This is a genomic window from Halomonas huangheensis (assembly GCF_001431725.1).
In the GTDB taxonomy this organism is placed as follows: Bacteria; Pseudomonadota; Gammaproteobacteria; order Pseudomonadales; family Halomonadaceae; genus Halomonas; species Halomonas huangheensis.
Genome location: NZ_CP013106.1, coordinates 3,442,661 through 3,468,301 on the forward strand (window position 1 = coordinate 3,442,661; position 25,641 = coordinate 3,468,301).

Annotated in this window: 20 protein-coding genes; 11 read left to right on the top strand and 9 right to left on the bottom strand. The window is 58.9% G+C overall.

What is annotated here, in order from left to right; all coding sequences use genetic code 11:
* Nucleotides 1-120: 120 nt before the first annotated feature.
* Both AR456_RS14900 and AR456_RS14905 read left to right on the top strand, forming a co-directional pair.
* The gene (locus tag AR456_RS14900; RefSeq protein WP_021818555.1) at nucleotides 121-681 is read left to right on the top strand and encodes a TRAP transporter small permease; all 561 of its coding nucleotides are present in this window, start codon (nucleotides 121-123) and stop codon (nucleotides 679-681) included.
* 56 nt (nucleotides 682-737) lie between these two features.
* The gene (locus tag AR456_RS14905) at nucleotides 738-2,039 is read left to right on the top strand and encodes a TRAP transporter large permease (RefSeq protein WP_021818554.1); all 1,302 of its coding nucleotides are present in this window, start codon (nucleotides 738-740) and stop codon (nucleotides 2,037-2,039) included.
* A 115-nt stretch (nucleotides 2,040-2,154) separates the two neighbouring features.
* On the opposite strand, the gene AR456_RS14910 is transcribed toward AR456_RS14905, so the two are convergent.
* Entirely contained in the window at nucleotides 2,155-3,948 is a 1,794-nt protein-coding gene (locus AR456_RS14910; RefSeq protein ID WP_021818553.1) for an ABC transporter ATP-binding protein, read from the bottom strand.
* 127 nt (nucleotides 3,949-4,075) lie between these two features.
* Nucleotides 4,076-4,687: a superoxide dismutase gene (locus tag AR456_RS14915; RefSeq protein ID WP_021818552.1), complete on the bottom strand. Its 612-nt coding sequence runs from the start codon at nucleotides 4,685-4,687 to the stop codon at nucleotides 4,076-4,078.
* 380 nt (nucleotides 4,688-5,067) lie between these two features.
* On the opposite strand from AR456_RS14915, the gene AR456_RS14920 reads away from it, so the two are divergent.
* The 4 genes from AR456_RS14920 to AR456_RS14935 all read left to right on the top strand — a co-directional run bounded on the left by AR456_RS14920 (nucleotide 5,068) and on the right by AR456_RS14935 (nucleotide 9,611).
* A complete protein-coding gene (locus AR456_RS14920; protein ID WP_021818551.1) occupies nucleotides 5,068-5,835 on the top strand; it encodes an ATP-binding cassette domain-containing protein in 768 nt (255 codons plus the stop codon).
* A gap of 60 nt (nucleotides 5,836-5,895) precedes the next feature.
* Nucleotides 5,896-6,921 carry an iron-siderophore ABC transporter substrate-binding protein gene (locus AR456_RS14925; protein ID WP_021818550.1) on the top strand — a complete coding sequence of 342 codons (1,026 nt, stop codon included), beginning with the start codon at nucleotides 5,896-5,898 and terminating at the stop codon, nucleotides 6,919-6,921.
* Nucleotides 6,908-8,896, top strand: a complete 1,989-nt coding sequence (gene fhuB / locus AR456_RS14930) for a Fe(3+)-hydroxamate ABC transporter permease FhuB (RefSeq protein ID WP_021818549.1) — start codon at nucleotides 6,908-6,910, stop codon at nucleotides 8,894-8,896. Before AR456_RS14925 ends, fhuB begins: the two co-directional genes overlap by 14 nt.
* 157 nt (nucleotides 8,897-9,053) lie before the next feature.
* A complete protein-coding gene (locus AR456_RS14935; RefSeq protein WP_021818548.1) occupies nucleotides 9,054-9,611 on the top strand; it encodes a peptide-methionine (S)-S-oxide reductase in 558 nt (185 codons plus the stop codon).
* Between the two features lie 75 nt (nucleotides 9,612-9,686).
* Here AR456_RS14935 and AR456_RS14940 read toward each other — a convergent pair whose 3' ends face one another.
* Complete coding sequence (locus AR456_RS14940) at nucleotides 9,687-11,762, bottom strand: TonB-dependent siderophore receptor (protein WP_021818547.1); 2,076 nt, start codon at nucleotides 11,760-11,762, stop codon at nucleotides 9,687-9,689.
* 349 nt (nucleotides 11,763-12,111) lie between these two features.
* Complete coding sequence (locus AR456_RS14945; RefSeq protein ID WP_031207542.1) at nucleotides 12,112-13,776, bottom strand: multidrug ABC transporter permease/ATP-binding protein; 1,665 nt, start codon at nucleotides 13,774-13,776, stop codon at nucleotides 12,112-12,114.
* Between the two features lie 272 nt (nucleotides 13,777-14,048).
* Here AR456_RS14945 and AR456_RS14950 point away from each other — a divergent pair, with 272 nt between their 5' ends.
* Nucleotides 14,049-14,648 (top strand): PRC-barrel domain-containing protein, encoded by a 600-nt coding sequence (locus tag AR456_RS14950; protein ID WP_021818545.1) that lies wholly within the window; start codon nucleotides 14,049-14,051, stop codon nucleotides 14,646-14,648.
* 81 nt (nucleotides 14,649-14,729) lie between these two features.
* On the opposite strand, the gene AR456_RS14955 is transcribed toward AR456_RS14950, so the two are convergent.
* The 4 genes from AR456_RS14955 to AR456_RS14970 all read right to left on the bottom strand — a co-directional run bounded on the left by AR456_RS14955 (nucleotide 14,730) and on the right by AR456_RS14970 (nucleotide 18,754).
* On the bottom strand, nucleotides 14,730-15,572 hold the full coding sequence (locus AR456_RS14955; RefSeq protein ID WP_021818544.1) for an ABC transporter ATP-binding protein: 843 nt from the start codon (nucleotides 15,570-15,572) through the stop codon (nucleotides 14,730-14,732).
* 4 nt (nucleotides 15,573-15,576) lie between these two features.
* Nucleotides 15,577-16,635, bottom strand: coding sequence for a FecCD family ABC transporter permease (locus AR456_RS14960; RefSeq protein ID WP_031207537.1), 1,059 nt, complete (start codon nucleotides 16,633-16,635; stop codon nucleotides 15,577-15,579).
* A gap of 138 nt (nucleotides 16,636-16,773) precedes the next feature.
* Nucleotides 16,774-17,772 (bottom strand): FecCD family ABC transporter permease, encoded by a 999-nt coding sequence (locus AR456_RS14965; RefSeq protein WP_021818542.1) that lies wholly within the window; start codon nucleotides 17,770-17,772, stop codon nucleotides 16,774-16,776.
* 16 nt (nucleotides 17,773-17,788) lie between these two features.
* Nucleotides 17,789-18,754, bottom strand: coding sequence for an ABC transporter substrate-binding protein (locus AR456_RS14970; RefSeq protein ID WP_021818541.1), 966 nt, complete (start codon nucleotides 18,752-18,754; stop codon nucleotides 17,789-17,791).
* A 252-nt stretch (nucleotides 18,755-19,006) separates the two neighbouring features.
* Between AR456_RS14970 and AR456_RS14975 the strand changes: the two genes are divergently transcribed.
* Complete coding sequence (locus AR456_RS14975; RefSeq protein ID WP_021818540.1) at nucleotides 19,007-21,163, top strand: TonB-dependent receptor domain-containing protein; 2,157 nt, start codon at nucleotides 19,007-19,009, stop codon at nucleotides 21,161-21,163.
* 81 nt (nucleotides 21,164-21,244) lie between these two features.
* Here AR456_RS14975 and AR456_RS14980 read toward each other — a convergent pair whose 3' ends face one another.
* Nucleotides 21,245-23,215, bottom strand: coding sequence for a ligand-gated channel protein (locus tag AR456_RS14980; RefSeq protein ID WP_021818539.1), 1,971 nt, complete (start codon nucleotides 23,213-23,215; stop codon nucleotides 21,245-21,247).
* A gap of 282 nt (nucleotides 23,216-23,497) precedes the next feature.
* Between AR456_RS14980 and AR456_RS14985 the strand changes: the two genes are divergently transcribed.
* The 3 genes from AR456_RS14985 (at nucleotide 23,498) to AR456_RS14995 (ending at nucleotide 25,638) form a co-directional block, all read left to right on the top strand.
* Nucleotides 23,498-24,475 (top strand): LysR family transcriptional regulator, encoded by a 978-nt coding sequence (locus tag AR456_RS14985; RefSeq protein ID WP_021818538.1) that lies wholly within the window; start codon nucleotides 23,498-23,500, stop codon nucleotides 24,473-24,475.
* 71 nt (nucleotides 24,476-24,546) lie between these two features.
* Nucleotides 24,547-24,759 (top strand): DUF1656 domain-containing protein, encoded by a 213-nt coding sequence (locus AR456_RS14990; protein ID WP_021818537.1) that lies wholly within the window; start codon nucleotides 24,547-24,549, stop codon nucleotides 24,757-24,759.
* A 3-nt stretch (nucleotides 24,760-24,762) separates the two neighbouring features.
* Nucleotides 24,763-25,638 carry an efflux RND transporter periplasmic adaptor subunit gene (locus tag AR456_RS14995; RefSeq protein ID WP_021818536.1) on the top strand — a complete coding sequence of 292 codons (876 nt, stop codon included), beginning with the start codon at nucleotides 24,763-24,765 and terminating at the stop codon, nucleotides 25,636-25,638.
* The last annotated feature ends 3 nt before the right edge of the window (nucleotides 25,639-25,641 follow it).

Genomic DNA, 25,641 nt, shown 5'->3' on the forward strand with positions numbered 1-25,641 from the left:
TGCTCGTAGCTCGTAGCTCGTAGCTCGTAGCTCGTAGCTCGTAGCTCGTAGCTCGTAGCTCGTAGCTCGTAGCTCGTAGCTCGTAGCCAATCATCCGACACTGCCTTGTGGAGGCCTGCGATGCCCTTCCGTCTCATGCCGTTATATCGACTCGGCGGCGCAGGTGCCGCCCTGTCGATGGTGATGATCTGTGGCCTGGTCTCACTGCAGGTCGTGTTTCGCCTCGTCGATGCGATTCTGGTGCTGTTCGGTGCCTCACGTCTGGGCATCGAAATCACTGGTGTCTCCGAACTGGCCTCGTTTCTGTTGGTCGGGGCGACCTTCCTCGGTATGGCCTACACCTTCACCCATCACGCACATATCCGCATGTCGTTGATTATTCAGCGACTGCCAGCGGCGGTGCGGGTATTCACTGAACTGTTCTGTCTGTTGGTCGCGGTCGCCCTGAATCTGCTGCTGTGCGTCTCGCTATGGACGTTACTGCAGGAAAGCACCGAGTTCAGCGACGTATCCTCCGGCCTGCTGGCGATTCCGCTGTGGATTCCCCAGCTGGTGTTGCTGATCGGAATGTCGTTGATGAGCCTCGCGCTGCTGGAAGCGTTATGGGTGACCGCAAAAACTGCCTTTACCTCACCTGCCAGCTATCGGCCGGCGGATGACGACTCCTCGACGGAGCATTGATGACTCATGGATAGATCTCAGCCGCAGAAACCGGCTCAACAGGGAGGTTGTCCGCAATGCTCATGATCAGCCTTGCCACCCTTGTCGCACTGGCGGTACTGCTCGGTAGCGGGGTGTGGATCGCCTACGCCCTGCTGGGCACCGGCTGGCTGGTGCTGACACTGTTCTTTCCGCTGGCACCCGGACCAATTCTCGCTTCAGATTTCTGGGGCGCCAGCTACGGCTGGGACCTCACAGCCCTGCCGATGTTTGTGTGGATGGGCGAAATCCTGTTCCGCTCGGGGCTGGCCAACAACATGTTCCGGGCACTATCACCGTGGCTGGGCCGCCTGCCTGGCCGTCTGCTGCATTCCAACATCATCGGTAGTGGCCTGTTCGCGGCGGTATGCGGGTCCTCGGCAGCGACCTGCGCCACCGTCGGCAAGATGACCCTGCCCGAACTCAAGAGCCGTGGCTACGATGAGAAGCTGGCCATCGGTACCCTCGCCAGCGCGTCAACCCTCGGGCTGCTGATTCCGCCTTCGATCATGATGATCGTCTATGGCGTAGTCACCGAGCAGTCGATCTCACGGCTGTTCATCGCCGGCGTCGGCCCCGGCCTGATGCTGCTCGGCCTGTTCATGGCCTATGTCATCGGCTGGTCATTGCTGGTCGGCGAGCGCAATGGTGTTGCCGGTCGCCATGAAGGGCATATCCCGTTGGGTGCCAAGCTGCGTGGCAGCCTGGAGCTGTTGCCGCTGCTGGCGCTGATCGGCGGCATCCTCGGCAGTATCTATGGAGGGCTGGCCTCGCCCACCGAGGCGGCGGCATCCGGCGTAGTGCTGTCGATGCTGATCGCGCGTGCCAATGGCCATTTCGACTGGCCGATCTTCAAGGATGCGCTGTTCGCTGCGGTGCGCACGTCGTGCATGATCGCCTTCATCATCGCTGGCGCATCCTTCCTGTCCTCGGCAATGAGTTTTACCCAGTTGCCGATGGACCTTGCCGAGCAGATTGGTGCCATGGGGCTATCGCCTGCGGCACTGTTGATCGTGCTGACACTGTTCCTGCTGGTTCTCGGCTGCTTCCTGGATGGCATCTCGCTGATACTACTGGTGACCTCGATCATCATGCCGGTCATTCAAACTGCGGGGTTCGACCTGATCTGGTTCGGCATCTATCTGGTAATCGTGGTCGAGATGTCGCAGATCACGCCACCGGTGGGCTTCAACCTGTTCGTTATCCAGAGCCTCACCGGACGCGACATCATGGCCATCACCCGGGCCACCATTCCTTTCTTCCTGCTGATGCTGGTGGCCATCGCATTGATGTACGCCTTCCCCGGAATCGCCACCTGGCTGCCTCAAGCGATGAATTGACAGCCTTGCATCTAAACAGGCTTACGTATCGATACACGCCCCCTGGGCAAGACAAGACCGCCCCACCCTCACGGGCTGGGGCGGCGTACTCTCAGTTTCAGTTTCAGTCTCAGTTTCAGGCTGTCGTTGGCATCACCAGATCGCCGGTCTGCACTCGCCACTGCGCCGCATAGCGGCCATTCACCGCCAGCAGTTGCTCATGGTTGCCTTGCTCCACCACGCGGCCATGCTCCATCACCAGGATGTCGTCGGCATGCACAATGGTCGATAGCCGGTGAGCAATCATGATCACCGTGCGCTCGCTGCCGATACGTGCCAGCGAGCGCTGAATCGCCGCCTCGGTCTCGTTGTCGACGGCACTGGTGGCTTCGTCCAGTACCAGTACCGGCGGGTCCTTGAGCAGCGCTCGAGCCAGCGACAGGCGCTGACGCTGACCGCCCGAGAGCCGAACGCCACGCTCACCCACCAGGGTATCCAGTCCTTCAGGAAGTCGTTCGATAAAGTCCCAGGCCTCTGCGGTACGCGCCGCAGCGATCACCTCATCGTCACCGGCATCGGGACGTGCATAGGCAATGTTGTCGCGAATGCTTCCTTCGAACAGATAGACATCCTGGCTGACCAGGCCAATCGCCTGACGCAACTCGCTCTGGCGCAACTGTTTGACTGCCATGCCATCAAGATACACCTCGCCACTATCTGGGTCATGGAAGCGCAGCAGCAGCTTGATCAGCGTCGATTTACCGGAGCCTGTCGCGCCAACCAGCGCCAGCGTGCGTCCCGCTTCCACCTGTAGCGAGACTTGATCGATCCCTGCTCCGGTGCCCGGATAATGGAAGCTGACATCATTGAAATTCACCGCACCACGTACCGGCTGCGGCAACGACTGGTCGCCATCGTCCGCCACTCGAATCGGTGTCGCTATCAGGTCAAGGATGCGTCGCGTACTGGCCATGGCACGCTCGAACAGGTCGATGACCTGCGCCAGCCCGGTCAATGGCCACAATAGCCGCTGGGTAAGGAATACCAATACACCATAGGCACCAACATTGAGATCGCCACGAATTGCCATCATGCCGCCGACGGTAAAGGTGGCGAGGAAGCCAGTCAGGATCGCCATGCGAATCACCGGAATGAATGCCGAGCTGATGCGAATGGCCTGACGGTTGGCCTCGACATAGGCTTCACTGTCCGCACTCAGACGCGCCGCCTCACGGCTCTCGGCGGTGAAGCTCTTGATCGTGGCGATGCCTTGCAGGTTGTTCGATAGGCGACTGGAAAGCACCCCGACTTTTTCACGCACATTGGCGTACAGCGGTGCCGCCTTGCGCTGGAACACGAAGGCACCCCAAAGAATCAGTGGGATCGGCGTAAAGGCCAGCAAGGCGATAAGTGGCGACAACACGACGAACACCGCACCGACGGCAACGACGGTCACCGCGACCTGAACCATGGAGTTGGCACCGCCATCGAGGAAACGCTCGAGCTGGTTGACGTCGTCGTTCATGGTCGCCACCAGCCCACCAGTGGAGTGGCTTTCGAAGAAGCCCATGTCGAGACGCTGCACATGCTCGTAGGCATCCTGACGCAGGTCGGCCTGCAGGCGCTGCGCCAGGTTACGCCACAGAATCTGGTAGAGATACTCGAACACCGACTCGCCGGCCCAGATCAGGAAGGTCAGAATGCCGAGCATGACGATCTGAGAGTGCGCCGACTCAAAACCGAGCCGTGCCACAAAACTGCGCTCCTGATTGACCACCACGTCGATGGCGACACCGATCAATATCTCCGGTGCGATATCGAACAGCTTGTTGATCACTGAACAGCCAGTCGCAGCGATGATGGTGCGGCGATAACCACGGGCATAACGCAGCAGGCGTCCCAGCGCCTGAAGACTCCCTGAATTGGACATGAGACGGTGCTTCCCTGAGCAGGCTCAATAACGAACCGCGGCCCCATGAAAGGGGCCGCGGTCAGTGCAGTGATCAACGACCACTGGCAACGAGTGACGCCACTTCAGTGGCATCAGTCAGCATCGATCAGGCAGTGGCTGCCTGGTAGCGACGCTCGACTTCGTCCCAATCCACCACGTTGAAGAACGCAGCGATGTAGTCAGGACGCTTGTTCTGGTACTTCAGGTAGTAGGCGTGCTCCCACACGTCCAGACCCAGTACCGGAGTGTTGCCGTTCATCAGCGGGCTGTCCTGGTTGAGACTGTTCTCAACCACCAGCTTGCCGCTGGCGTCGACGCTCAGCCACGCCCAGCCGGAACCGAAACGCGTCAGGGCCGCCTTGGTGAAGGCTTCCTTGAACGCTTCGAAACCGCCCAGTTCGCTTTCGATAGCTTCAGCAACCTTGCCTTTCGGCTGGCCACCGCCATTCGGCGACATGACAGTCCAGAAGAAGGAGTGGTTGGAGTGACCGCCACCGTTGTTGATCACGGCCTGACGCTTGTCGGCCGGAACGCGATCAAGGTTGGCGACCAGTTCATCAACCGCAACTTCCTCGAGACCAGTGCCTTCCAGGGTGGCGTTGAGGTTGTTGATGTAGGTCTGATGGTGACGGGAGTGGTGGATCTCCATGGTCATCGCATCAATGGAGGGCTCCAGTGCGTCATAGGCGTAGGGTAGTTCGGGCAGCGTGTGTGCCATGGTGATACCTCCTTCCATGTCGGATATTGTTCTGGTGTCAGGGTCACGGGGCCAGCCCAGACACCAGCTGGCTTGATACCGGGAGACATACTATCTACAGAGAAGACAAGACACTATAGGAAAGACAAGACATTCTCGCTATAGCAACCATCCCTTGTTCGACACTTCTCCGTGGTCATCTCTCTACTCTGTCACCCTTGGCCGGTGCTTTTCAACCGAATGTTGCAGCGCGGTCGCTGTCATACCGCCAAGTGCCGCATCGGATGCCGCGGATTGACAAACAGAGCAAAATTGATAACCATTCCTATCTAATTTTTACCTTTCCTCACCCTGGTTACCGGCACTCGCCGGCAGGCTCAGGCGCCATGATGGAGCCCAGAATGTTCGAACTTCAGGCCGCGACCTTCGAGGTACAGGGTAGAACCTTGCTGCACCCTACCAGCCTGAGCTTCGAGGCCGGCAAGGTCCATGGCCTTATCGGCCACAACGGGTCCGGCAAGTCGACGCTACTGAAACTCCTCGCTCAGCAGCAGCCTGCCAGCGGCGGCCAGATCTGCTTCGCTGGCCGTCCGATCAAGGACTGGGGACGCCGGGCCTTTGCTCGCGAAGTCGCCTACCTCCCCCAGCACCTGCCAAGCGCCGAGAGCCTGACCTGCCGTGAGCTGATCGGCTTCGGACGCTACCCGTGGAAAGGACTGTTGGGCCGCTCCAGCCGCGATGACGCCGAACATATCGATCGCGCCATGGCGCTGACCCATACCGAGCCATTTGCTGAACGCCTGGTCGATACGCTATCCGGCGGCGAACGTACTCGAGTCTGGCTGGCCATGCTGCTGGCTCAGGGCAGCCGCCTGTTGCTGCTCGATGAGCCCTTGGCCGCGCTGGATATCGCCCACCAGGTGGAAGTCATGTCACTGGTACGCACCCTCACCCACGAGCTGGGACTCGGGGTCGTCATCGTGCTGCACGATATCAACATGGCATCACGCTACTGCGATCACCTGGTCGCGCTGCACAGCGGCAAGGTCATTGCTGAAGGTAGCCCGGCTCAGCTGATGCACAGTGACTTGCTCGAAGATATCTACGGCATCCCGATGCAGGTCATGCCCCACCCCGGTGGCCAGCATCACGTTGCTCTCGTTCACTGACCACTGGCGGCCTGCACTATTTCAATGTCTCGCGTCCTTTCCGCTTCGGTAAGCCACCCCATGCCCCCTGCTTCTCTACGCGCTGGTTTTCATGATGGCTTGCGCCTGCTTGGCAGTAGCCTGCGCTGGCTGCTGCTGGGCATGGTCCTGTACAGCACCAACGTCATATCGGCACCCCGCATTGCCAGCCTCGACTGGACGCTTGCCGAAACCCTGGTGGCGATCGATGCCCCGCCGGTGGCACTGGCCCAGACCAATGATTACACCAGTTGGGTCGGCAACCATGTTCCTGCCGACATTGAAGACCTGGGTCTTCGCGGTCAGCCCAACATGGAACTGCTGGCCTCGCTGCAACCGGATGAGATCATCATCTCTTCGATGTTCAGCAATCTGGAGCCGATGCTGTCGGAGATCGCCCCAGTAAGGACTTACTCACTTTATACCCCCGGAACCCCCGTATGGCCGGAATTGGAGAGCTTGACTCGTCAACTCGGTGAACTGAGTGATCACGAGCAGGAGGCCGAACGGTTGATCGCAGACAGCAATGCCCGGATGAAACAATTGGCCGAGCGGATCCCAGCGGATACCCGCCCCTTGATTGCCCTGCAGTTCATGGATGCGCGCCACGTTCGCGTGTTCGGCGCAGATTCGCTGTTCGAAGCCGTCATGGAGCGGCTTGGGCTGCGCAACGGTTGGCAGGAACCGACCAACGCCTGGGGATTTACGCTGGTGGGTATCGAACAGTTGGTATCTCTGGAGGAGGCGCGGCTGGTGGTGGTTGAGCCCTACCCCGCAGGCGTCGCCGAAGCGTTGGAAACCAGCGGTCTGTGGCAACACCTGGCGAGCGTACAACGCGATGATGTCATTATCCTTCCGCCGGTATGGAGCTTCGGTAGCCTGCCCTCGGCAATTCGCTTCGCTGACACTCTCGTCGCCGCGCTCGATACTGAAACCCCTGACGCTGAAACGCTAGACGCTGAAGCTGAAGCTGTTGAGGCTGAAGTTGTGGAGGCTGAAGTTGTGGAGGCTGAAGTTGTGGAGGCTGAAGCTGTTGACACCGGAGAGGTCACCGATGCAGGTCGCTGAACGCAGGCTGACTCCCGCCCGAGCTACGCTGGTGCTGTTGCTGCTGTGCGTTGCCATTGGCTGGATGTCGTTGTCATCACTCGGCGGCGTCAGTGGCGCGCTGAGCAACCTGCTGTCACTCCATACCACTGGTGCCGAATCGCTGATTCTGCACTACAGCTGGTGGCCACGCCTGGTCATGTCGTTGCTGGCGGGTGGCGGCCTGGGGCTGGCTGGCGTCCTGATGCAGCAGGTGCTGCGCAACCCGCTGGCTTCGCCGACCACGCTAGGCGTTGCCAGCGGCGCCAACCTGGGCTTGATGCTGGCGACTCTACTGGCGCCGGGACTGCTGGTACTGGGTCGCGAGTGGGTAGCGTTGGCTGGCGGGGCCGCCGCCATGGCTCTGGTCTTCGCTCTCAGTTGGAGACGCCTGACACCGGGTGTGGTGGTGCTCGCCGGGCTGGTGGTCAACCTCTACTTCGGCGCGCTGGGCGTGGTGATGCTGCTGTTCCACCAGGAGGAGCTCAAGGGCCTGCTGGTCTGGGGCGCCGGCTCCATGGCCCAGAACGGCTGGGACAACGTCTTCTATCTATTACCGAGGCTAGTGATAGCCGGCGCTGCGGCGATCTGGCTGACTCGGCCTCTGGCGTTGCTGGAACTGGACGATGCCAGCGCTCGCAGCCTGGGAGTATCGCTGCGTTTTCTACGCCTGTCAGGACTCGGCGTAGCCGTTTTTCTGACCGGATGTGTGGTCAGCAGTGTTGGAGTTATCGGCTTCATCGGCCTTGCCGCCCCCAACATCGCGCGCATGGCAGGAGCCCGCAAACTGACTCAGCGTCTGTGGTGGTCGATTGCCATCGGCGCCCTTCTGCTGGCCACGGCCGATCTGATGCTGCAGAAGCTGGCAGGACAGATGACAGCCCTTATCCCTACCGGTGCTACCACGGCGATTCTCGGCGCTCCATTGCTGCTGTGGCTGATCCCGAAGCTGCGGCTGACACAAGGTCGCCCACCGGCGCCAGCGCAATCACTGGGGCCGCGTCACCCCATGCCATGGCGGCGACTGGCCGGCTTTGGTTTGGCGATGATCGCCATCATGCTGCTGTCACTGCTGGCCGGACATAGTGCCGAGCACCACGACAGTAGCCAATGGACCCTGACCCTGATGCCGGAAATACTCGACTGGCGTTGGCCGCGCATTCTGGCGGCAGCGGGCAGCGGCATTCTGTTGGCTATCGCCGGCACCCTGATCCAGAGGATCACCGCCAACCCCATGGCCAGTCCCGAGCTGCTGGGGATCAGTGGTGGTGCCGCCATCGCCTTGATGCTCACGGTCTTTGTGGTGCCCGGCCCCAGCAACCTGCTGTTGGTAAGTGCTGGCACACTCGGAGCGCTCGCGACACTGGTGGTACTGGTATTGCTCAATCGTCGCAGCGGCTTCCAGCCCGAGCGTCTATTGTTGTGCGGTGTCGCCATCACCGCCATCTTCGATGGCGTGCGCTCGATTGTGCTGGCCGGAGGCGACCCACGTGGTCAGCAAGTGATCGCCTGGCTGTCCGGTTCCACCTACTATGTCGATTCCGGCGCCTCACTGGTGGTCATCGGCCTCGCCCTTGTCGCCGGCATTGTCGCCCTGCCGTTGACACGCTGGCTGGATATCCTGCCTCTCGGGGCCGCCACCTCTCAGGCCCTCGGTATCGATGTTGAACGGGCGCGGCTTGGGCTGTTGGCATTGGTCGCGCTGCTGACAGCCTGCGCCACTCTGGTGGTGGGGCCGCTGTCCTTCGTTGGCCTGCTCGCGCCACATATGGCACGAATCCTGGGGCTGTCTCGCGCCCGCTTCCACCTACTGGGCGCGGCGCTGTTGGGAGCACTGCTGATGGTGCTCGCCGATTGGCTGGGCCGTCAGTTGATGTTCCCTCAGGAAATCCCCGCCGGGCTGATGGCTTCGCTGATTGGTGGTACCTATTTCATGTGGGGGCTATCGAGGCGCTGACGCTCAGCGTGGGACACAAGGCCCTGCACGGTTCGGGTTGTAAGCTGGCGAATGAATCTGCGACCAAGCAGGCATAAGGGCGCGATGCATCATCCCCATGCCGCTCGCGAACCCATGATTCCCGCGCCACCCCATCGAACCCGGAGCAGGAGTGCCCATGACCGACCGCTTTTCTCCTGCCGAGCGCATTGCGCTGGGCGGCAGTTGCTACTGGTGTCTGGAAGCAGTGTTCCAGTCACTGATCGGTGTCGAGCGCGTCGAACAGGGGTTCGTCGCTGCCACTGATGAAAACCATGATGAAACGGACTTTTGCGAGGCAGTGATCGTTCACTTCGATCCGCAGGCTATACCACTGTCCGTGCTGATCGAGATCCACCTGCACACACACCACTGCACCGCCGATCACTCGATGCGTGAGCGCTATCGCTCCGCCGTCTATGTGTTCGACGAACAACAGGCACACGCGGTGGAAGAAATTCTGGCCACCCTGCAATCCGACTTCATGGCACCACTGGTAACCAGAGTACTGCCCTTTGCCAGCTTCAAACCCTCGCAACAGCAGTATCATGACTACTTCTATACCAATCCTCAGCGACCCTTCTGCGAGCGCTGGATAGCACCCAAGTTGCGTATCCTGCTGGAACGCTTTTCCGACTCCACCGACCAGCAGAAGCTACGCAATGCAGGGCTGACGGACCGCTCATCCACGGGCTGATCATTACCCACCATAAACGATATCGCCCGGCATAAGCCGGGCGATATTCTGTAGCTATTCAGCGCATTACAAGGGTCAGAAGTTGTAGGTCAAACTACCGATCACGCTGCGTGACTCACCGTAATAGCACCAGTAATCACAGCTGGCAACATATTCCTCATCTGTCACATTACTGACATTGACCTGGGCACGCCAGTGGCGATTGATATCATAGCTGGCCATCACATCACCCACGGTGTAATCGTCGACAGTGGTATCACCATCAACGGTTTCACCCACGTAACGTAAACCAGCTCCCACCTTCAGGCCATGCAGTCCACCAGTGAAGGCATAGTCCAGCCAGGTTGATGCCATATGACGCGGAATCAATGGCGCTCGGTCACCATTCTCGAGCTCCGCATCGGCGTAGGTATAAGCCGCGGTGAGGCGCAAATTATCTGTAAGGTAGCCGACTGATTCGATTTCTACGCCCTGGGACTGACGCTCTCCTTCCTGCACCTGGATACCCTGTGGAGAGGTCACTAGAGTGTTGGATTCCTCAATATCGTAGAGGGCCAAAGTCACGTAACCATCCCAGCCGACAGGCGCATACTTGACACCCAATTCCCACTGTTTGCCTTCACGAGGCTCGTAAAGCGAACCGCCATCATCTACGGCAGTGATGGGTTCAAATGATTCTGTGTAGCTCAAGTAGGGATTGAGGCCGATATCACTGAGATACATGACGCCGCCGGACCAGGAAACCTGGTTGTCATCGGCACGTTCCTTGACCCCAGTGGTTTCGTTGACATTGTCCGTATCAGCCATGTCATAGCGAACCCCACCCAGGAAGACCCAATGGTCATCCAGTCGGAACTGATCCTGTACGTAGATCCCGGTCTGGTTCTTGTCGATCGCGCGATCGGTCATCTGATCATCAGTGATCGGCGTGTAATTACCATGCTGAGGATTGAACAGATCAATCGTGTCATAGGCAAAATCATCAAACTCCTTGCCTTCCAGTGACAGGTCCTGGTAATCGACCCCTATCAACAAGGTATTTTCAGTACGATCCGTGTACCACTTGCCGATCACGCGGTTATCCACGGTATAGCTTTCGATTTCACCATTGCGCTGCAGATGACCACGTGGTCCGGTACGCCCTGATGTCACTGGTGGATAAGTCGTTATATAAGTACTGCGCAAATCCAGGTCGAGATCGCTGTAACGGAAATCCTGTTCAAAGGACCAGGTATCATTGAAGGCGTGACTGAACTCGTAGCCAATGGCCGCCTGAGTTCGTTGGTCGCGATCATAGCCCGGCTCACCGTAGTTGGTCTGCGGGTCAACATGACCAAACGGCGTGTCATCAACAGTGCCATAGGGCAGTTTGAAAGCGTTGGTCGGTACCCCATCGTCTTTCTGCAGGCTGGCCAGTACCGTCAGTTGGGTATCATCGGAGATGTCCCATTCCAGGCTCGGGGCAATGTAATAGCGGTCGTTGTGCGTATCGTTCAAGTCTCCGTCACGTTCCTTGTAGACCGTTACGATGCGATAGCGCACGTCTTCACTGAGCGGCGCGGAGACATCCACTCCTACCTGGCGATGATCACGGTTACCCGCCTGCACTTGAATCTGGCCAAAAGGCTCATCGGTCGGACGCTTGCTGATGGCATTGATCAGGCCTCCGGGAGGCGCCTCACCATAGAGAATCGATGAAGGACCCTTGAATACCTCAACTCGCTCCAGTCCATAAGGCTCCGGCAGCCACTGATAGTACCCCTCGCGATAGAGGCGCAACCCATCCTGGTAGGTGGACTGATCAAAACCACGAACCTTGAACCAGTCGGTGTTGTTGTCCGATCCGTACATGCCCGCCAACACTCCAGCGCGATAGCGGAAGGTCTCATCGAGCTGTTGGACATTGCGCTCCTCGAGTTCTTCCTGATCTACGACAGAAACAGGGCGCGGGGTCTCGGCCAACGGCGTCTCGACCTTGAGCGCAGTCGCGGAAACAACCATGGTGTCACTGCCGACATCGGTGACCTCTTCTGTCACCTCCTCGGTCTGAGCAACGGCGGCTGGTGCCAGACCAACCAGACAGAGACCAAAGCCACAGCGTACCGCAACGGCGAGCGGCGATAGTCTCAGGTGGGGAGCAGAGCAAGTCATGTTTTTTATCTCGAATTGCGGCTGTTATTGGGGAGCTATCAACAGAAGAACGGATAGGAAGCGGGTTGCGTGATGAAATCGTCAACCACATGCTAATCATTAACATTTGTAAACGCAATCAAGGTGCAATCTTACTGATACTCTCACCAGCCCGGCAGCATTCGCCAATTTCTGCGCCATCTCGCTGATCTTATGCAGTACCTTTTACTAACTGCAGCCCTGACTGGCTCGAGCCGCCCCAGCAATGGCCGAGACAGAGGGCAGCCCCTTCGGCGGCTACCAACCCCGCTGGCGGGACACAGCCATCCAGCTTGCGCGACTGTCCCCGGTTTTTTTGATCGCAGGCACCTCAAACACCGTCGAGGTGCGCCACTGCATCCTGGCTGACGGCATCGCGTTTAGCGCCGGTCAGTTCGCTGAGTTTCCCCTGACGCATTTCCAACAGCCGATCGGCATACTGAAAGTAATGGTCATCATGACTGATGGCGATGATGGTCTTGCCCATCTGCTTCAGGCGCGGCAACAGATCGCGATAGAAGATACGGCGGAATTGCGGATCCTGATCTGCCGCCCACTCATCGAGTAGCAGGATGTCACGCTGTTCAGCGACAGCCATCAACAGCGCCAGGCGCTTGCGCTGCCCCTGAGACAACTCTGGGTTGGAGATTCGCTGATCATCGAAACGCAGCTTCTCGTGCATCACCAGCCAGTTCAGCCAATCATCAACCAACTGCGGGTCCGCTTGCTCTCCGCCGGGCCCCACCAACTGATCGAACTGATGAAAGTCGGTAAATACTGCCGAGAAGCGCTGCCGATAGGCGGTGAGTTGATCAGCTGTCACCGGCTTACCATCAAGAAGAACCTCACCAGCGATCGGGCGATAGAGGCCCGTCAACAGCCTTGCCAATGTGGACTTACCGCTGCCGTTGCCGCCGATCAGGAACACCAGTTCACCACGTTGCAGAGTCAAATCAATGGGCCCCACAACAAAACCGTCACCAGCATCGCCAGACGAATACTGAAAGCTCACAGCGGACATCGACAATGTCTGCCAGTCATTCTGCGAGGCTTCCTGCACATGGAAGTCTTCGTCATCCTCGGCCAGCCGTAATTGGCGCAGTTTGTTGAAGGCAACCTGAGCGCTGAGCAAGGTTGGCAACGCGCCCACCGCCTGAAGCAGAGGCGTGCGCAGAAACAACAGCGTCAGCGAGTAGGTCGCGGCAACGCCGGTACTGGCCCAACCAAGGCCATTGGCGAGAAAGAACACGATACCGATGGCCCCCAGCATCATGATATTCGACCAGTTGACCGCACTCAGATGGTAAGTATCGGCACGCACGACCTGATCGCGATATTCGCGCGCGTTGACCGCAAAGGAGTCCTCAAACAGTCGGCGAGCGCGACCTCGGTTGAGCGTCAGCTCCTTGCGGCCATGAATCACCGATTCGAAGTCACGATAGAGTCGCTCCTCGGTCTCCCGCACCCTGGCCAGATGGCGATATACGCGTGCCACCAACAACGAACCACCGACGATGGTGACAGCCACCCACAGTGATGTAATCAGCAACAGTCCCGGTGACAGCCAACCTAGATAAAGCGCTGAACCAATCGTCAGCACAATGCCTTGAACCAACTCCGGCAGACGTACGAAGGCAATCGTGATATTGCGTACATCACTCGACAGGCTGGCCAGAAGTTCAGCACTGCCCAGAGCTTCGAGACGCTCGATATCAGTGTCGAGAATGCGTTTCACCAGACGGCTACGCAGGCCATAGACAAAATGATGGCCAAGCAGCGTCAAGGCCAACTGTGACGCCAACGTCACCACCAACAACACGAGGATGATGCCGAGAAACTCAGGTAGCACTCCGATGGGATCGCCAACATTTTCGATCAGACGCCGATTGATGAAGGCGATGGCACCTATGCCCAGCCCCGCACTGGCCAGACTGAGCACCATCACACCAATGAACGGCCAACGATAATGGCGATAAACAACAGACAACAATTCCAAGAGCGTACCTCGTGAACCAGCACCACTATACAGGGGCGACTGGGCGTTTGATGTAATCCAGACCAACAGCTGATGCGGTGCGGCATTGTCTCGCAGCCCGTTGCTCGTGAAAAGCATTCGCATCATTTGTCATCAGTATCGATATATCGACCTTCCGAACGGTTGAGCACAGTCAAGGATTGAACTCTGGTCACGGTGTATCATCTACTTGATACAAAGCCGTTTTCCCCTGCAGCGATGTTTCTGCTGGAGGGCACCAAGGAGCAATACCCATGACTCAAGCTCGAATTCTCGTCAGAACTCTCACCAGTACCCTGCTGGTCGGCAGCCTGCTCACCACTGGTGCGGCACTTGCCACCGAAGAAGACAACCAGGGACAAAACAACCAGGAGCAAGACAACCAGGGGCTCTACTCCGCCAACGAACTGATTGGCGCCGATGTTTTTGCCGCTGACACGGTGTCCGAGGCGGTGGGTGAGGTCGAAGACGTACTATTCGACAACAACATGCAGCTGGCTGCGCTTGTCGTCGAGAGCGGCAGCGTACTCGATGCCGAACATCGTCAGTTTGTCGTTGAAACCGGCAAGTTCAGTGTCGAAACCCACAATGGCGACAACCTCGACAACATGGTGTACGAAGTGCACCTGACACTCGCCCAGGAAGCAGTCAGTGAGCAGCCGGAATACACCAACAACTGGTGGAACGACACCAAGGACAGCCTGAACCAGGCGTGGGAGAGCACTCAGGAAGGTGCCTCAAGTGCCTGGGACGCGACCAGGGAAGCGACCTCCAACATGTTGGATTCCGCAGGTAGCACCATTCAGGGTTGGGGCGACAAGATTCAGGAATCCGCCGACAAGGCGGAGAACTGAGTTTTCAATAACCCAATCTCCCTGCTACTCCGCTGTATCGCACTTCCCACATGATGTGGGAAGTGCGTTTCCTTTAGTCCTTCAAGCCCTTGCCAAACCCGCCAACAGTGGCTTGCCGGTGACCGGATCCTCCACCAGCGTGCAATCAACATCATATAGCTTGCGCACCAGGCGCGGCGTCACAATCGCGGCAGGACATCCTTCGGCCACCACTTGCCCGTCACGCATGGCGATCAGGTGGTCCGCGTAGCGGCAGGCATTGGTCAGATCGTGAACCACCATGACCACGGTGCGTCCCTCGCGGACCAATTGGCGCAGCAACTCGAAGACTTCCAATTGATGGCCGAGGTCCAGTGCCGAGGTTGGCTCATCCAACAGGATGACCGGTGTCTGCTGGGCGATCGTCATGGCAATCCATGCCCGTTGCCGCTGTCCACCCGATAGCGTGTCCAGAGTGCGATCGGCCAGCTCTTCAAGCCCTGCCGCCGCCAGTGCCTCCCCCACCACCCGCTGATCCTCATCACTCCACTGCTGCCACCAGGCCTGATGCGGCTGGCGTCCGAAGCGAATCAAGTCGGTGACGGTCAATCCTTCCGGCGCCAGCGCCTCCTGAGGCAACAGGGCGACTCTTCTCGCCAGCTCCGCCGAGCTCAGGCCGCGAATATCATGACCATCGAGCAACACCCGTCCCGCCGCCGGCGCATGCAGTCGCGCCAGCCCCGCCAGCAAGGTCGACTTGCCACAGCCGTTGGGGCCCACGATGGCGGTCAGTTGGCCGCTGGGCAGTCCCAACTCCAGCTCGTCGATCACCGTATAACGACCATGACGCAGCGTCAGAGCCTCGACCGCATAGGGCAGAAGGTGTTCCGGGAGCTGATCCGCTGCGTTGCTCAGAGGTTGAGTGGCTGTCGAAGGGTCATGCATGGAATTACCTTGAAGGAGAAGAACGCAATAGAATCCACAGCAGCCAAGGGCCTCCGACCACCGCAGTAACAATACCCACCGGCAGTTCCAGTGGAGCCAGCATCAGGCGCCCACAGAGATCCGCCAACACCATCACCAGAGCCCCTGCCAGCGCCGATGCCAGTATCGGCACCTGACGCGGAGAGCCCAGTGAACGGGCAATTTCCGGGCCGATCAGGCTGACCATGCCAATGGGCCCCGCGACAGCCACCGCAAGGCCAGTCAACACCACCGACGTTACCAATACCTGCACGCGGCGGCGTTGTATGGGAACGCCCAGGCTGGTCGCCACCGCATCGGAAAAGCGCATCAAACCCAGAGAGCGCGCCAACCACACGGCGACCGGCATCCCGAGTAGCAAACCGATCAACAGCACCAGCGTGGCGTGCGGTGGTCGACTGTTGAGGCTACCCACCGTCCAGGGCCAGGCGGCATTGGCCAGGTCGATCGCCGAGCGCGCCAGCATCAGTTGTGTCAAGGCAGCGAAGACCGCACCGACACCAATACCAGCGACAATAAAGCGGTAACCACGTGCGCCACCGCCCACCGACAGACCAAAGGTAATCACCGCCGCTGTCGCCGCTCCGGCCAACGCCATGGCCGAAGGAGCCAGGCTCAACCCTACTCCCACCACCGAGGCCACGGCGAAGGCGGTCGCCCCATTATCGATACCGATGATGCCTGGTGTTGCCAGGCGGTTACGTGCCAGTGTCTGCATCAGACAGCCGGCCACCGCAAAGGCCGCGCCCGTTGCCAGCGCTGCCACCAGCCGCGGAAGTCTCAGTTGCTCAACCACGAAGCGAGGCATGGCCTCCCCTTCGCCGCGGATGAGCTGCCACAGCGCAGCAGGAGTCACCGTGATATTCCCTAGACTCAGGTAGGCCATGCTTGCGACCAGCAGCACAACCGACAACGTCAGCAGTGCGGCAACGTTGCGCTGATCGATCAAGAGGCTAAAGCGACCTCGACGCCACCACCAGTAGCCCTGTGGCCGCCCGGCAGAAAGGGTTGGACGTTGGTCCACAGGCGATTGCCTTGCTGAAGAACGATGTGCCCTCAAGCCCCTCTGCTCCTTCACAACACTCTGTTCAGTCACTGGCTCCGGGCCCCTCACTGGTTCTGAGTTCCATCATGATTGCTGACTCGGGTATCGGTGCCAACATCATGAGAGCGTGGGTAGTCGCCGAGCACGCACCACTGCGATCAACACCGGTGCTCCGCAGATAGCAGTCAGGACCCCAAGGGGAAGCTCGGAAGGTGCCACCAGACGCCGTGACAGAATATCCGCCAGCAATACCAGCAACGGCCCCAGCGGCAAACATAACCACAGGGTACGGCGTAGATCCGGGCCACATAGCGAGCGGGCAAGAAACGGTACAACCAATCCGATAAAGGCGATTGGTCCGGCAATGGCAGTGGCGCCACCGACCAGCAACGCCACAATGGCCACCGACAGCAGACGTAGTCGCCCCGGATGATGCCCTAGCCCTGCACTGGCACGCTCACCAAGTGCAAGACTCGACAGCGGGCGTACCAACACCAGCAATACCAGCCCAGCCAACGCCATGCTCGGCAATACCGCCAACAGATCGTCAAGGCGGCGGCCAGACAGACTTCCCACTACCCAGAAGCGGATTTCATCCGCCGCACGTTGATCCATCAGCAACAACAGCGACGTCAGAGCCGCCAGTAGACTGGAGAAAGCGACTCCCGCCAGTACCAGACGCACCGGGTCATTTCCGACACCACGCAGTCGTGTCACGCTCAACACACAAGCACAACCCAGCAAGGCCCCCAACTGGGCGACACCGACGCGCAGCTCCATCATGCTGGCTCCCAGTGACAGCATCACTGCCACTGCCAATGCACTGCCGGCGCTGACGCCCAACAGCCCCGGTTCGGCGAGTGGATTACGCGAGATGACCTGCAACAAGGCACCGGATACCGCCAGAGCAGCTCCCACGACAATCCCTACCAGAGTTCGCGGCAACCGCAAGTGCCATACGGTAAAGGCGGCATCGACATCTTCGGCACCAGACAGTGCACCAACAGAACGCCACACACCAACATCGCCAGCCCCTATCACAAGGCTAGCGACACAGACCATCAACAGTAATATCAGCGCCGCCCTCATCGGGCGGCGCAAGGGATCATCGATCATCACGATTCATCAGTTATCACGGTGTCGTATTGCCGGTTACCGCTGACTCGATGTCATCGAGCACGGCCTGAGCGGCCAGCGGACCACTGGCGCTGGTCCAGAGTTGCCCGTCTACCGGTACCACGCGATCTCGAGAAACCACCGAGAGACGACGGAAGGCTTGCGTCTCCCGCGCCGTATTCAACGCCTCGAGTCCATCCTCATTGAGCGTGGCAAGGAACAACCAATCACCATCGATCTGGGGCAAGGCTTCCAGACTCAGCGGGTCGCTATGCGGTCGTCCTTCGCTAACCAGACCACTGTCATCAACCGTGAAACCTGCAGCACTCAACATACCGGTGGAAAACAGCTGCGTTGACATCACCAGCGGCCCCTGCGGCATCCAGCGCACCAGGTGAGTGTCTGGTGCAGTGCCTTCGGCATCGGTGTGGGCGTTCTCGAGCTGAGAGTTGGAAACGCTGGCCTTCAACTGAGCGGCACGCGCTTCGATATCCGCCAGGGCGTCGTCGATCTGCTCCTCTCTACCCAGCGCGGCACCAAACAGACGGGATTCGCTCTGCCATGCATCGGGCGTAAATCCCGCCGACGGAGGTACCACTGTCGGCGCCACCTGCGAGAGCAACGCATACTGCTCCTCGGGAAGACGTGGCGAGGCCAGAATCAGATCCGGTGCCAATGCCACCACCGCCTCGAGATTGGTCTCTCCGGCCAGACCAACCATTTGAATATCGGGTACCTGGTCGCGCAGATAACCGGCTACCTGCTGGCCACCACGCGTGGCAATCGCTCCCACCGGGGTCACACCAACCGCCAGAGATGCATCCAGCGCCCCCTCGTACAACGTGACGACACGCTGCGGATCGTCATTGACTTCCACTGCGCCGAAAGCCGTGTCCAGCGTGCGAGCCATGGCCGGCGTCAGGCTGGTGCCGAGGACGGCGAGCGCAAGCATCCCACGCAGCAGGATCGTGGTGGTAGACATTGGTTCTTCCTTTTATTGGTCTTCCTTCGTACCGGAAAAGCTGTTGCCAGGTAGCAGGATGGAAGCGACAAGGTTCATGAATACAAATCATTTACATTACATTATTCGCTAGATCACCCCTGCCTGTCACGGGACGCCCTGTTGCAGTTTACGCAACGCAACGATCCAGATTACAAATTGTAACTGTGTGTTAAATGATAATACAATGCAGAGGATATCAATAACCATTACCATTCAAGGGTAGTATCAGATATGAAAAGTACGACCCAGCTCCTCCCGGGATCACACCTGTTCCGCCAATTGGTGCTGACTACGGCAGCCCTGCCACTGACCGCTTTCGCTCAGGAGAACGTGGAAAACCTCGACACTGTCGTGGTGACAGCCTCCGGCTTCGAGCAGGCACTGGTAGAGGCGCCTGCCAGTATCTCGGTGATCACCCGGGAAGAACTCGAGAAAAAGAGCATCAACAGCATTGCTGACGCATTGCGTGATGCCGTGGGTGTCGATGTGGGAGGCCAGGTGGGCAAGACTGGTGGTCGTAATATCAGTATTCGCGGCATGCCCAGCGAATACACGCTGATCCTGATCGATGGCCGTCGCCAGAACACGGCGGGCAGCGTTACTCCCAACGGCTTCGGGGAAACCTCGACCAGCTTCTTCCCGCCGGTAGCCAGCATCGAGCGTATCGAAGTGATCCGGGGCCCGATGTCCACACTCTACGGCTCCGATGCCATGGGTGGAGTCATCAATATCATCACTCGCAAGATCGGCCGCGAATGGGCTGGGTCATTGGGAGCGGAAAGCACCTTCAATCAACATGACGAGTTCGGCGATAGCCGCGCCTTCAATGTCTACACCTCCGGACCGATCGTCAAAGATACCCTCGGCATCCAATTGCGTGGACGTTTCTACGATCGTTCCGCCTCGGAGCTGACCTATACCGATGGCGACGGCAACGAGCAGCTCGTCAGTCAGCGCGGCCCCAGTCCGGTAGAGGGTGATGTCTACGATGTCGGCGGAAAACTCACCCTGACTCCCAATGTCGATCATGATCTATGGCTGGATGGCAGTATCAGTCGCCAGCGCTACAACAACGACGAGTGTCAGTTGGGTACCCTGGATGGACGTACCCGCCGGGGTTGCCTACCAGATCCGGGCAAGGCCAATGGCTATTCCGATGAATTGCGCTTCGAGCGCGAACAATTGGCGATCGGCCACACCGGACGCTTCACGGCGGGCACGTTGGAATCCAGTTTGATGCGCAATACCACCGAAACCACTGGCAGAACGCTGCCGGGCGATGAAGGTGTTGCTTATGACAGTTTCCCGTCGCTGATTGGTGGTGATCCACGCCAGCTCGAGACCACCAACACCGTGCTGGACAGCAAGTTCGTCATGCCGCTGGACGAGCATATGGTCAGCATCGGTGGCCAATGGATGGACTCCGAACTGGATGACGGTCTGGCTCTGGATACCTTCGAGCAAACCACCTGGGCGGTGTTCGCCGAAGATGAGTGGTGGCTGCTGGATGATCTGGCACTTACCGCGGGTCTACGCTACGACCACCACGATGCCTTCGGTAGCCAACTGAGTCCGCGTGCGTACCTGGTATGGAATGCCAACGAAGAGTGGACGCTGAAGGGTGGCGTCAGCCGCGGCTACAAGACGCCGACGCTCAATGCTCTGCATGGTGGTATCAATGGCGTCACTGGACAGGGCACCATTCTGACCATCGGCAACCCGGACCTGAAGCCGGAAACCAGCACCAGTAGTGAGCTGGGCGTCAACTATGACAACCACAGTGGCTTCATGGCCAGTGCCACGCTGTTCCATAACCGCTTCGACGACAAGATCGCCGATGGCCCGGACATCTTCGTCGACAACAATCCTGTTATCCCGACCGGTGTCTACGGCCAGGATATCAATATCGACGAGGCCATCACCCAGGGGATCGAGCTGTCCACTCGCGTGGCGCTGACATCGGCAGTGGACCTCACCGCCAACTACACCTACACCGATAGCGAGCAGAAGAGTGGTGAACAGGCCGGTGAGCCGCTGACCGACACACCGGAGCATGCCGTCAATACCACGCTGCGCTGGCAGGCCACGAGTCAGTTCAGCACCTGGTTGTCCGCCGAGTATCGGAGCGAGCGCTACCGCAACCGCGACCGAGTGCGTGGCAACCCCTCCTTTGATGACCTCGGTGACTTCAAGGCCTATACGCTGTTCCATCTCGGCGGCAGCTATGAGGTAACCGACAACATCATCCTCGACGCGACGATCTACAACCTGTTCGACAAGGACTTCATCGATTACCGCGCCTATGACGACGGCACCAGCTACGGCAATGTCTACGCCAATAGCGAGGAAGGACGTCGGCTGTGGCTGTCGGCGCGCTACGAATTCTGATCTCTCCCGGCATGAAACACGCCAGCCCCAGCTCTTCTGTCCGGGGCTGGCGTGGCAACATGTAACGACAAGCGTCCGTCTCTAGAAATCGACGCTCAGTCCCAGCCAGAAGCGACGCCCATCCTCGACATAGCCGTACTCGTCGTAGGTGATGTCTTCGTCGAACAGGTTGTAGATGCCAACATTGACCTTGGCGGCATCCGTCAGTTGATAGCCAAGGCCGGTGTCCACAAAGGTGTAGGACGGCGCCACAATGCTGCTGGATGAAGGCCCTGTTGTCGGCTGGCTCTCCTCGCCGCGATAGGTCACGCGAGTCCATTGATCGAGACGCTCATTGACGTCCCAGTCGAGCGTCGCAGAGACCTGGTGTTTGGGTAACTGGGTCAAGGGATCGCCCTTGTACTCACCGCTCTTCTGCTCGCTATCGGTGTAGGTGTAGCTGGTGGCCAGCTCCAGTGATTCACCGATCGGTGTCGAGAGCGACAGTTCCACCCCCTGGGTCACCGCTTCATCGACGTTGATGCGATAAGTGGGATCGGAGCCGAAATCATTGGCCCCATCGGGGCACACATCCGCCGGGCAGGCCACGCGAGTGATCTTGTCGTCGAAATCGTTGTGGAACACAGTCGCGCTCGCCGCCAGGCCGCTGTCGGCGTTATAGAGCAGCGCCAGCTCCTTGTTGATGGAGGTTTCCGGCTCGAGGTCAGGATTGCCGTAGATATCTCCACCACGACTGGTCTGCCCCCAGTCAGGCGTGATCTCACGCAGACTAGGGGAGCGATAGCCAGTGGATACACCGCCCTTGAGCGTCCAGTGAGGGGCCATGTGCCATACGCTATAGATTCGCGGACTGACCTGACTGCCGTAGTTCTCGTCATCGTCCACCCGTACTCCACCGGTCAGTGACCAGTCCTGGGTGAGCATCCACTCGTCCTCGACAAACAGCGCCCACTGGCTGTTGCGCACATTGGAGCGGTCGGAAATCTGATTGGAGCTCTGATCGTCGAGTTCTTCTTCCTCGAAGTTCGCCCCCAGAGTGAGCATATGAGCGCCCAACGGCATCACCAGACTGCTTCGGGCGGTGGTATTGGTGATTTCCATATCTCGCGAGCGATTGTCTGCCACCTCTCGCTGGACAAAGGTCTCGCTGGTACCAAAGTCCCAGCGTCCAGTGTGCGTCAGGGCAATATGTTCGTGAGTGAACTCATTGAAGCTGTCTTCACAACCACCGCGGCAACCCTCGCTGGGGGCCGATTTACCCATCAACGACTCTCGGTCTTCGGTACTTCTGCCGGCCTCGAGAGAAAAGTCATGATCGCGGCTGGGTGTCAGCGTCAGTCGTGCCGTCAGGCTCTGGAGGCTCTTGTCTTCATAGCCGTTGATGATCTCATCTTCGTCCCGATGGTAGCCCTGGCCATATACCTGCAGACCAAGCAGGTTCTCGACAAGCGGTCCTGACGCATAGAAGTTGGCCTGTCGGCTGTTGCCCGAGTCACTGTCGCCCTGGATGACAGTGTCGAGTTGCAGGTTGCCGTGCCACTCCTCGGCAACCTTGCGGGTGATTACGTTGATAACGCCACCGATAGCATCCGAGCCGTACAGCGTCGACATCGGCCCACGGACGACTTCGATACGTTCGATGGCCTGCAACGGTGGCAGCCAGTCCTGCTCGAAACCGGCGCTACCGTTGGGGCGTGTCTCGCGACTGTTCTGGGGACGGCCATCGACCAGAATCAACGTATATTGCGATGGCATGCCGCGAATGCTGATGTCGTAACCGTTGTCTCCCGCCCCGCCACCCGTGACGATAACACCAGGCACATCACGCAGCGCATCCGTGGCATCTCGGTAATAGCGCTTCTCCAGATCCTCGCGAGTGATCACGCTGATGGATGCCGGAGCATCGACGACCTGCTGGTCAAAACCGGCAGCGGTAACCACAACATCATCCAGCTCGACAGCCTCCTGGGCCGATGCTGCAGTGGTGACAGTGACACTGGCCAGGCTCAACAGGGTGCCTGTAAACCAGGGCTGGTGGATCGAACGGGGCATGGGGCAACTCTCTCCTTCTCCAATACTGCTGCCGAGCGGATAAATGCACAGCACAACCGCATCGACAAGTGCAGCTTCAACATCATTTATATATAATAAAAATCTTTCTCATTTAGATTCTTTCATGTAAGTTCCCCCATGTCGCGGCACAGCACGTTGCACGTTACGCAACGAGGCTGTCCCTTTTCACCACGCCAGTCGTTTAAACGCTAATCATTAACACTCGCAAAATGGTATGCTTGGCGATTACCGCTGTGTTCGCTCGCTGCATATGGAGGCCAGATGCCCGATCTCGATGAACTGCTTGCCTTCAACCGTGTGATGGAATCCGGCAGCCTGACCCGCAGCGCCGCCGAATTGGGGTTGGCGAAATCGACGCTGAGCAGGCGTATCACCCAACTCGAGGCTCGACTCGGGCAGCCGTTGCTCAAGCGCCAGGCCAATCAATTGCTGCCCACCGAGGCAGGCCACCGTTATTACGAGATCAGCCAGAAGATTCTCGAGCTGGCTGGCGAGGGACAACGTGCCCTTGATTCGCTGCGTGAAGAAGTCAGCGGAGAACTGCTGGTCGAGGCTCACCGAACCCTGACCCGTAGTTGGCTCGGGCGCTCGGTGCGGGATTTTCTGAACAAGCACCCTGCGATCAACGTGGCCTTGCATACTCGACCCGTTCCTCCGCGAGACCCGGAGTTTCACGGCATCAGCGTCTGGCTGGGCGAGGTTGGAGAGGGAGGCTTACGGCAGGAACTCATCGGTCGCCTGGCGCGAGGTATCTATGCGCATCCCGAGTATCTCGAACATCACGGCTACCCCGATCATCCTCAGGCGCTGACGCGACATTCGTGGATCGATATGATTGGCGAAACCAATAGCGGGCTGGTACTCACTCATCCAGATGGCAGTGAATTCAACTTCCGCCCGCCTCCCTCTCGTTTGCGTGTCGACCAACCCATGCTGCATATCGATGCCATTGCTGGCGGTGGCGGTATCGGTGTGCTCCCCTGCTGGATCGCCGAATCCCGCGAGCGCGCTCATCCGGGAGAATTGGTGCGTTGTCTCGACGCCTGGCAACTCAAGCCGCTGGATGTGACGCTGCTGTATGGTTTCGGCCATCAACCCCGCAAGGTCACCGCCCTGCTGGAGCACTTGCGTCAATCTCGTCCCGTGGCCTGGCAGACACCACAAAAGACCAATACCGCCGTGAATACGCCCGCTTCCTGCACACAACTCCACTCCCCAGCAACCGACATCAGTCACTGAGCACTCATGCGCGCATGGTCTACTCTCTGATAAGCTGAAAGGCATATCGATTATTGCGGTGGAGAGCACAGATGGCGCTAAGGGAATACGCGCTCGGAGGCGTCTATTTCAGCCCCTTGCTGATGTATCTGATGGTGGGAATATTGGCGGCGCTGATTCTGCGCTTCGTTCTGTACCGCCTGCTGGGCTCATCGCGCTTGTGGTACGAAGCCTGGCTCGATACTTCACTGGTGGTGCTGTGTACCACAGTGGTTGCCTGGCTCGGCGCCAGGCCGGGGGTCTGATCGATGCGCCAGACCATCCGTATACTGATCACCGCGATCATCGCTGCCATCGCCATCGCTGCCGGAATGTGGCTGTGGAAATACTATCTCTACACTCCCTGGACTCGTGATGCGCGAGTCGCTGCTGACATCATCACCATCGCCCCCGATGTCTCCGGCCGGGTGCTGGAACTGCCGATCAGCGACAACCAGCATGTCACTGCCGGAGAGGTGTTGTTTCGCATCGACCCGGCCCGCTACCAGGCCGCGCTGGATCATGCCAATGCGATCGTTGATCAACGTGAGGCCGAACTGCAGTTGCGTCAGCACGAAGCAGGGCGTCGTTCACGGCTGAGTAACCAGGCGATCAGTGCCGAAAGTCGCGAGTCGGCGAATATCGATAGTCAGGTCGCCGCAGCAGCATTGGCTGAAGCCCGCAGTGACGTCGCCAGCGCAGAGCTGGACCTCGAGCGCACTGAAGTCGATGCCCCGGCTTCCGGGCATATCCTCAATCTGCAACTGGTCCAAGGTAACTATGTCAATCGTGGCACCGCTGTCATGGCGTTGGTGCGTGACGACTCCTTCTATGTCACCGCTTATATGGAGGAAACCAAGCGTCCGGCCTTCAAGGTCGGAGACTCCGCCAGGGTGACGTTGATGAGCGGCGATATCGAAATTGCCGGACATGTGGAGAGCATCGGCAGAGCCATTGCCAATGACAACGCCACTCCCAACAACCAGTTGCTGCCCCAGGTACAGCCGACCTTCAGTTGGGTGCGTCTTGCTCAGCGTATTCCGGTGCGTATCGCCCTGGATGAATATCCCGAGTCGATTGATCTGAGCGCAGGCATGACCGCCACGGTCCACATCAATGATCACATTGACCAGCAGGCAGAGTAGGCC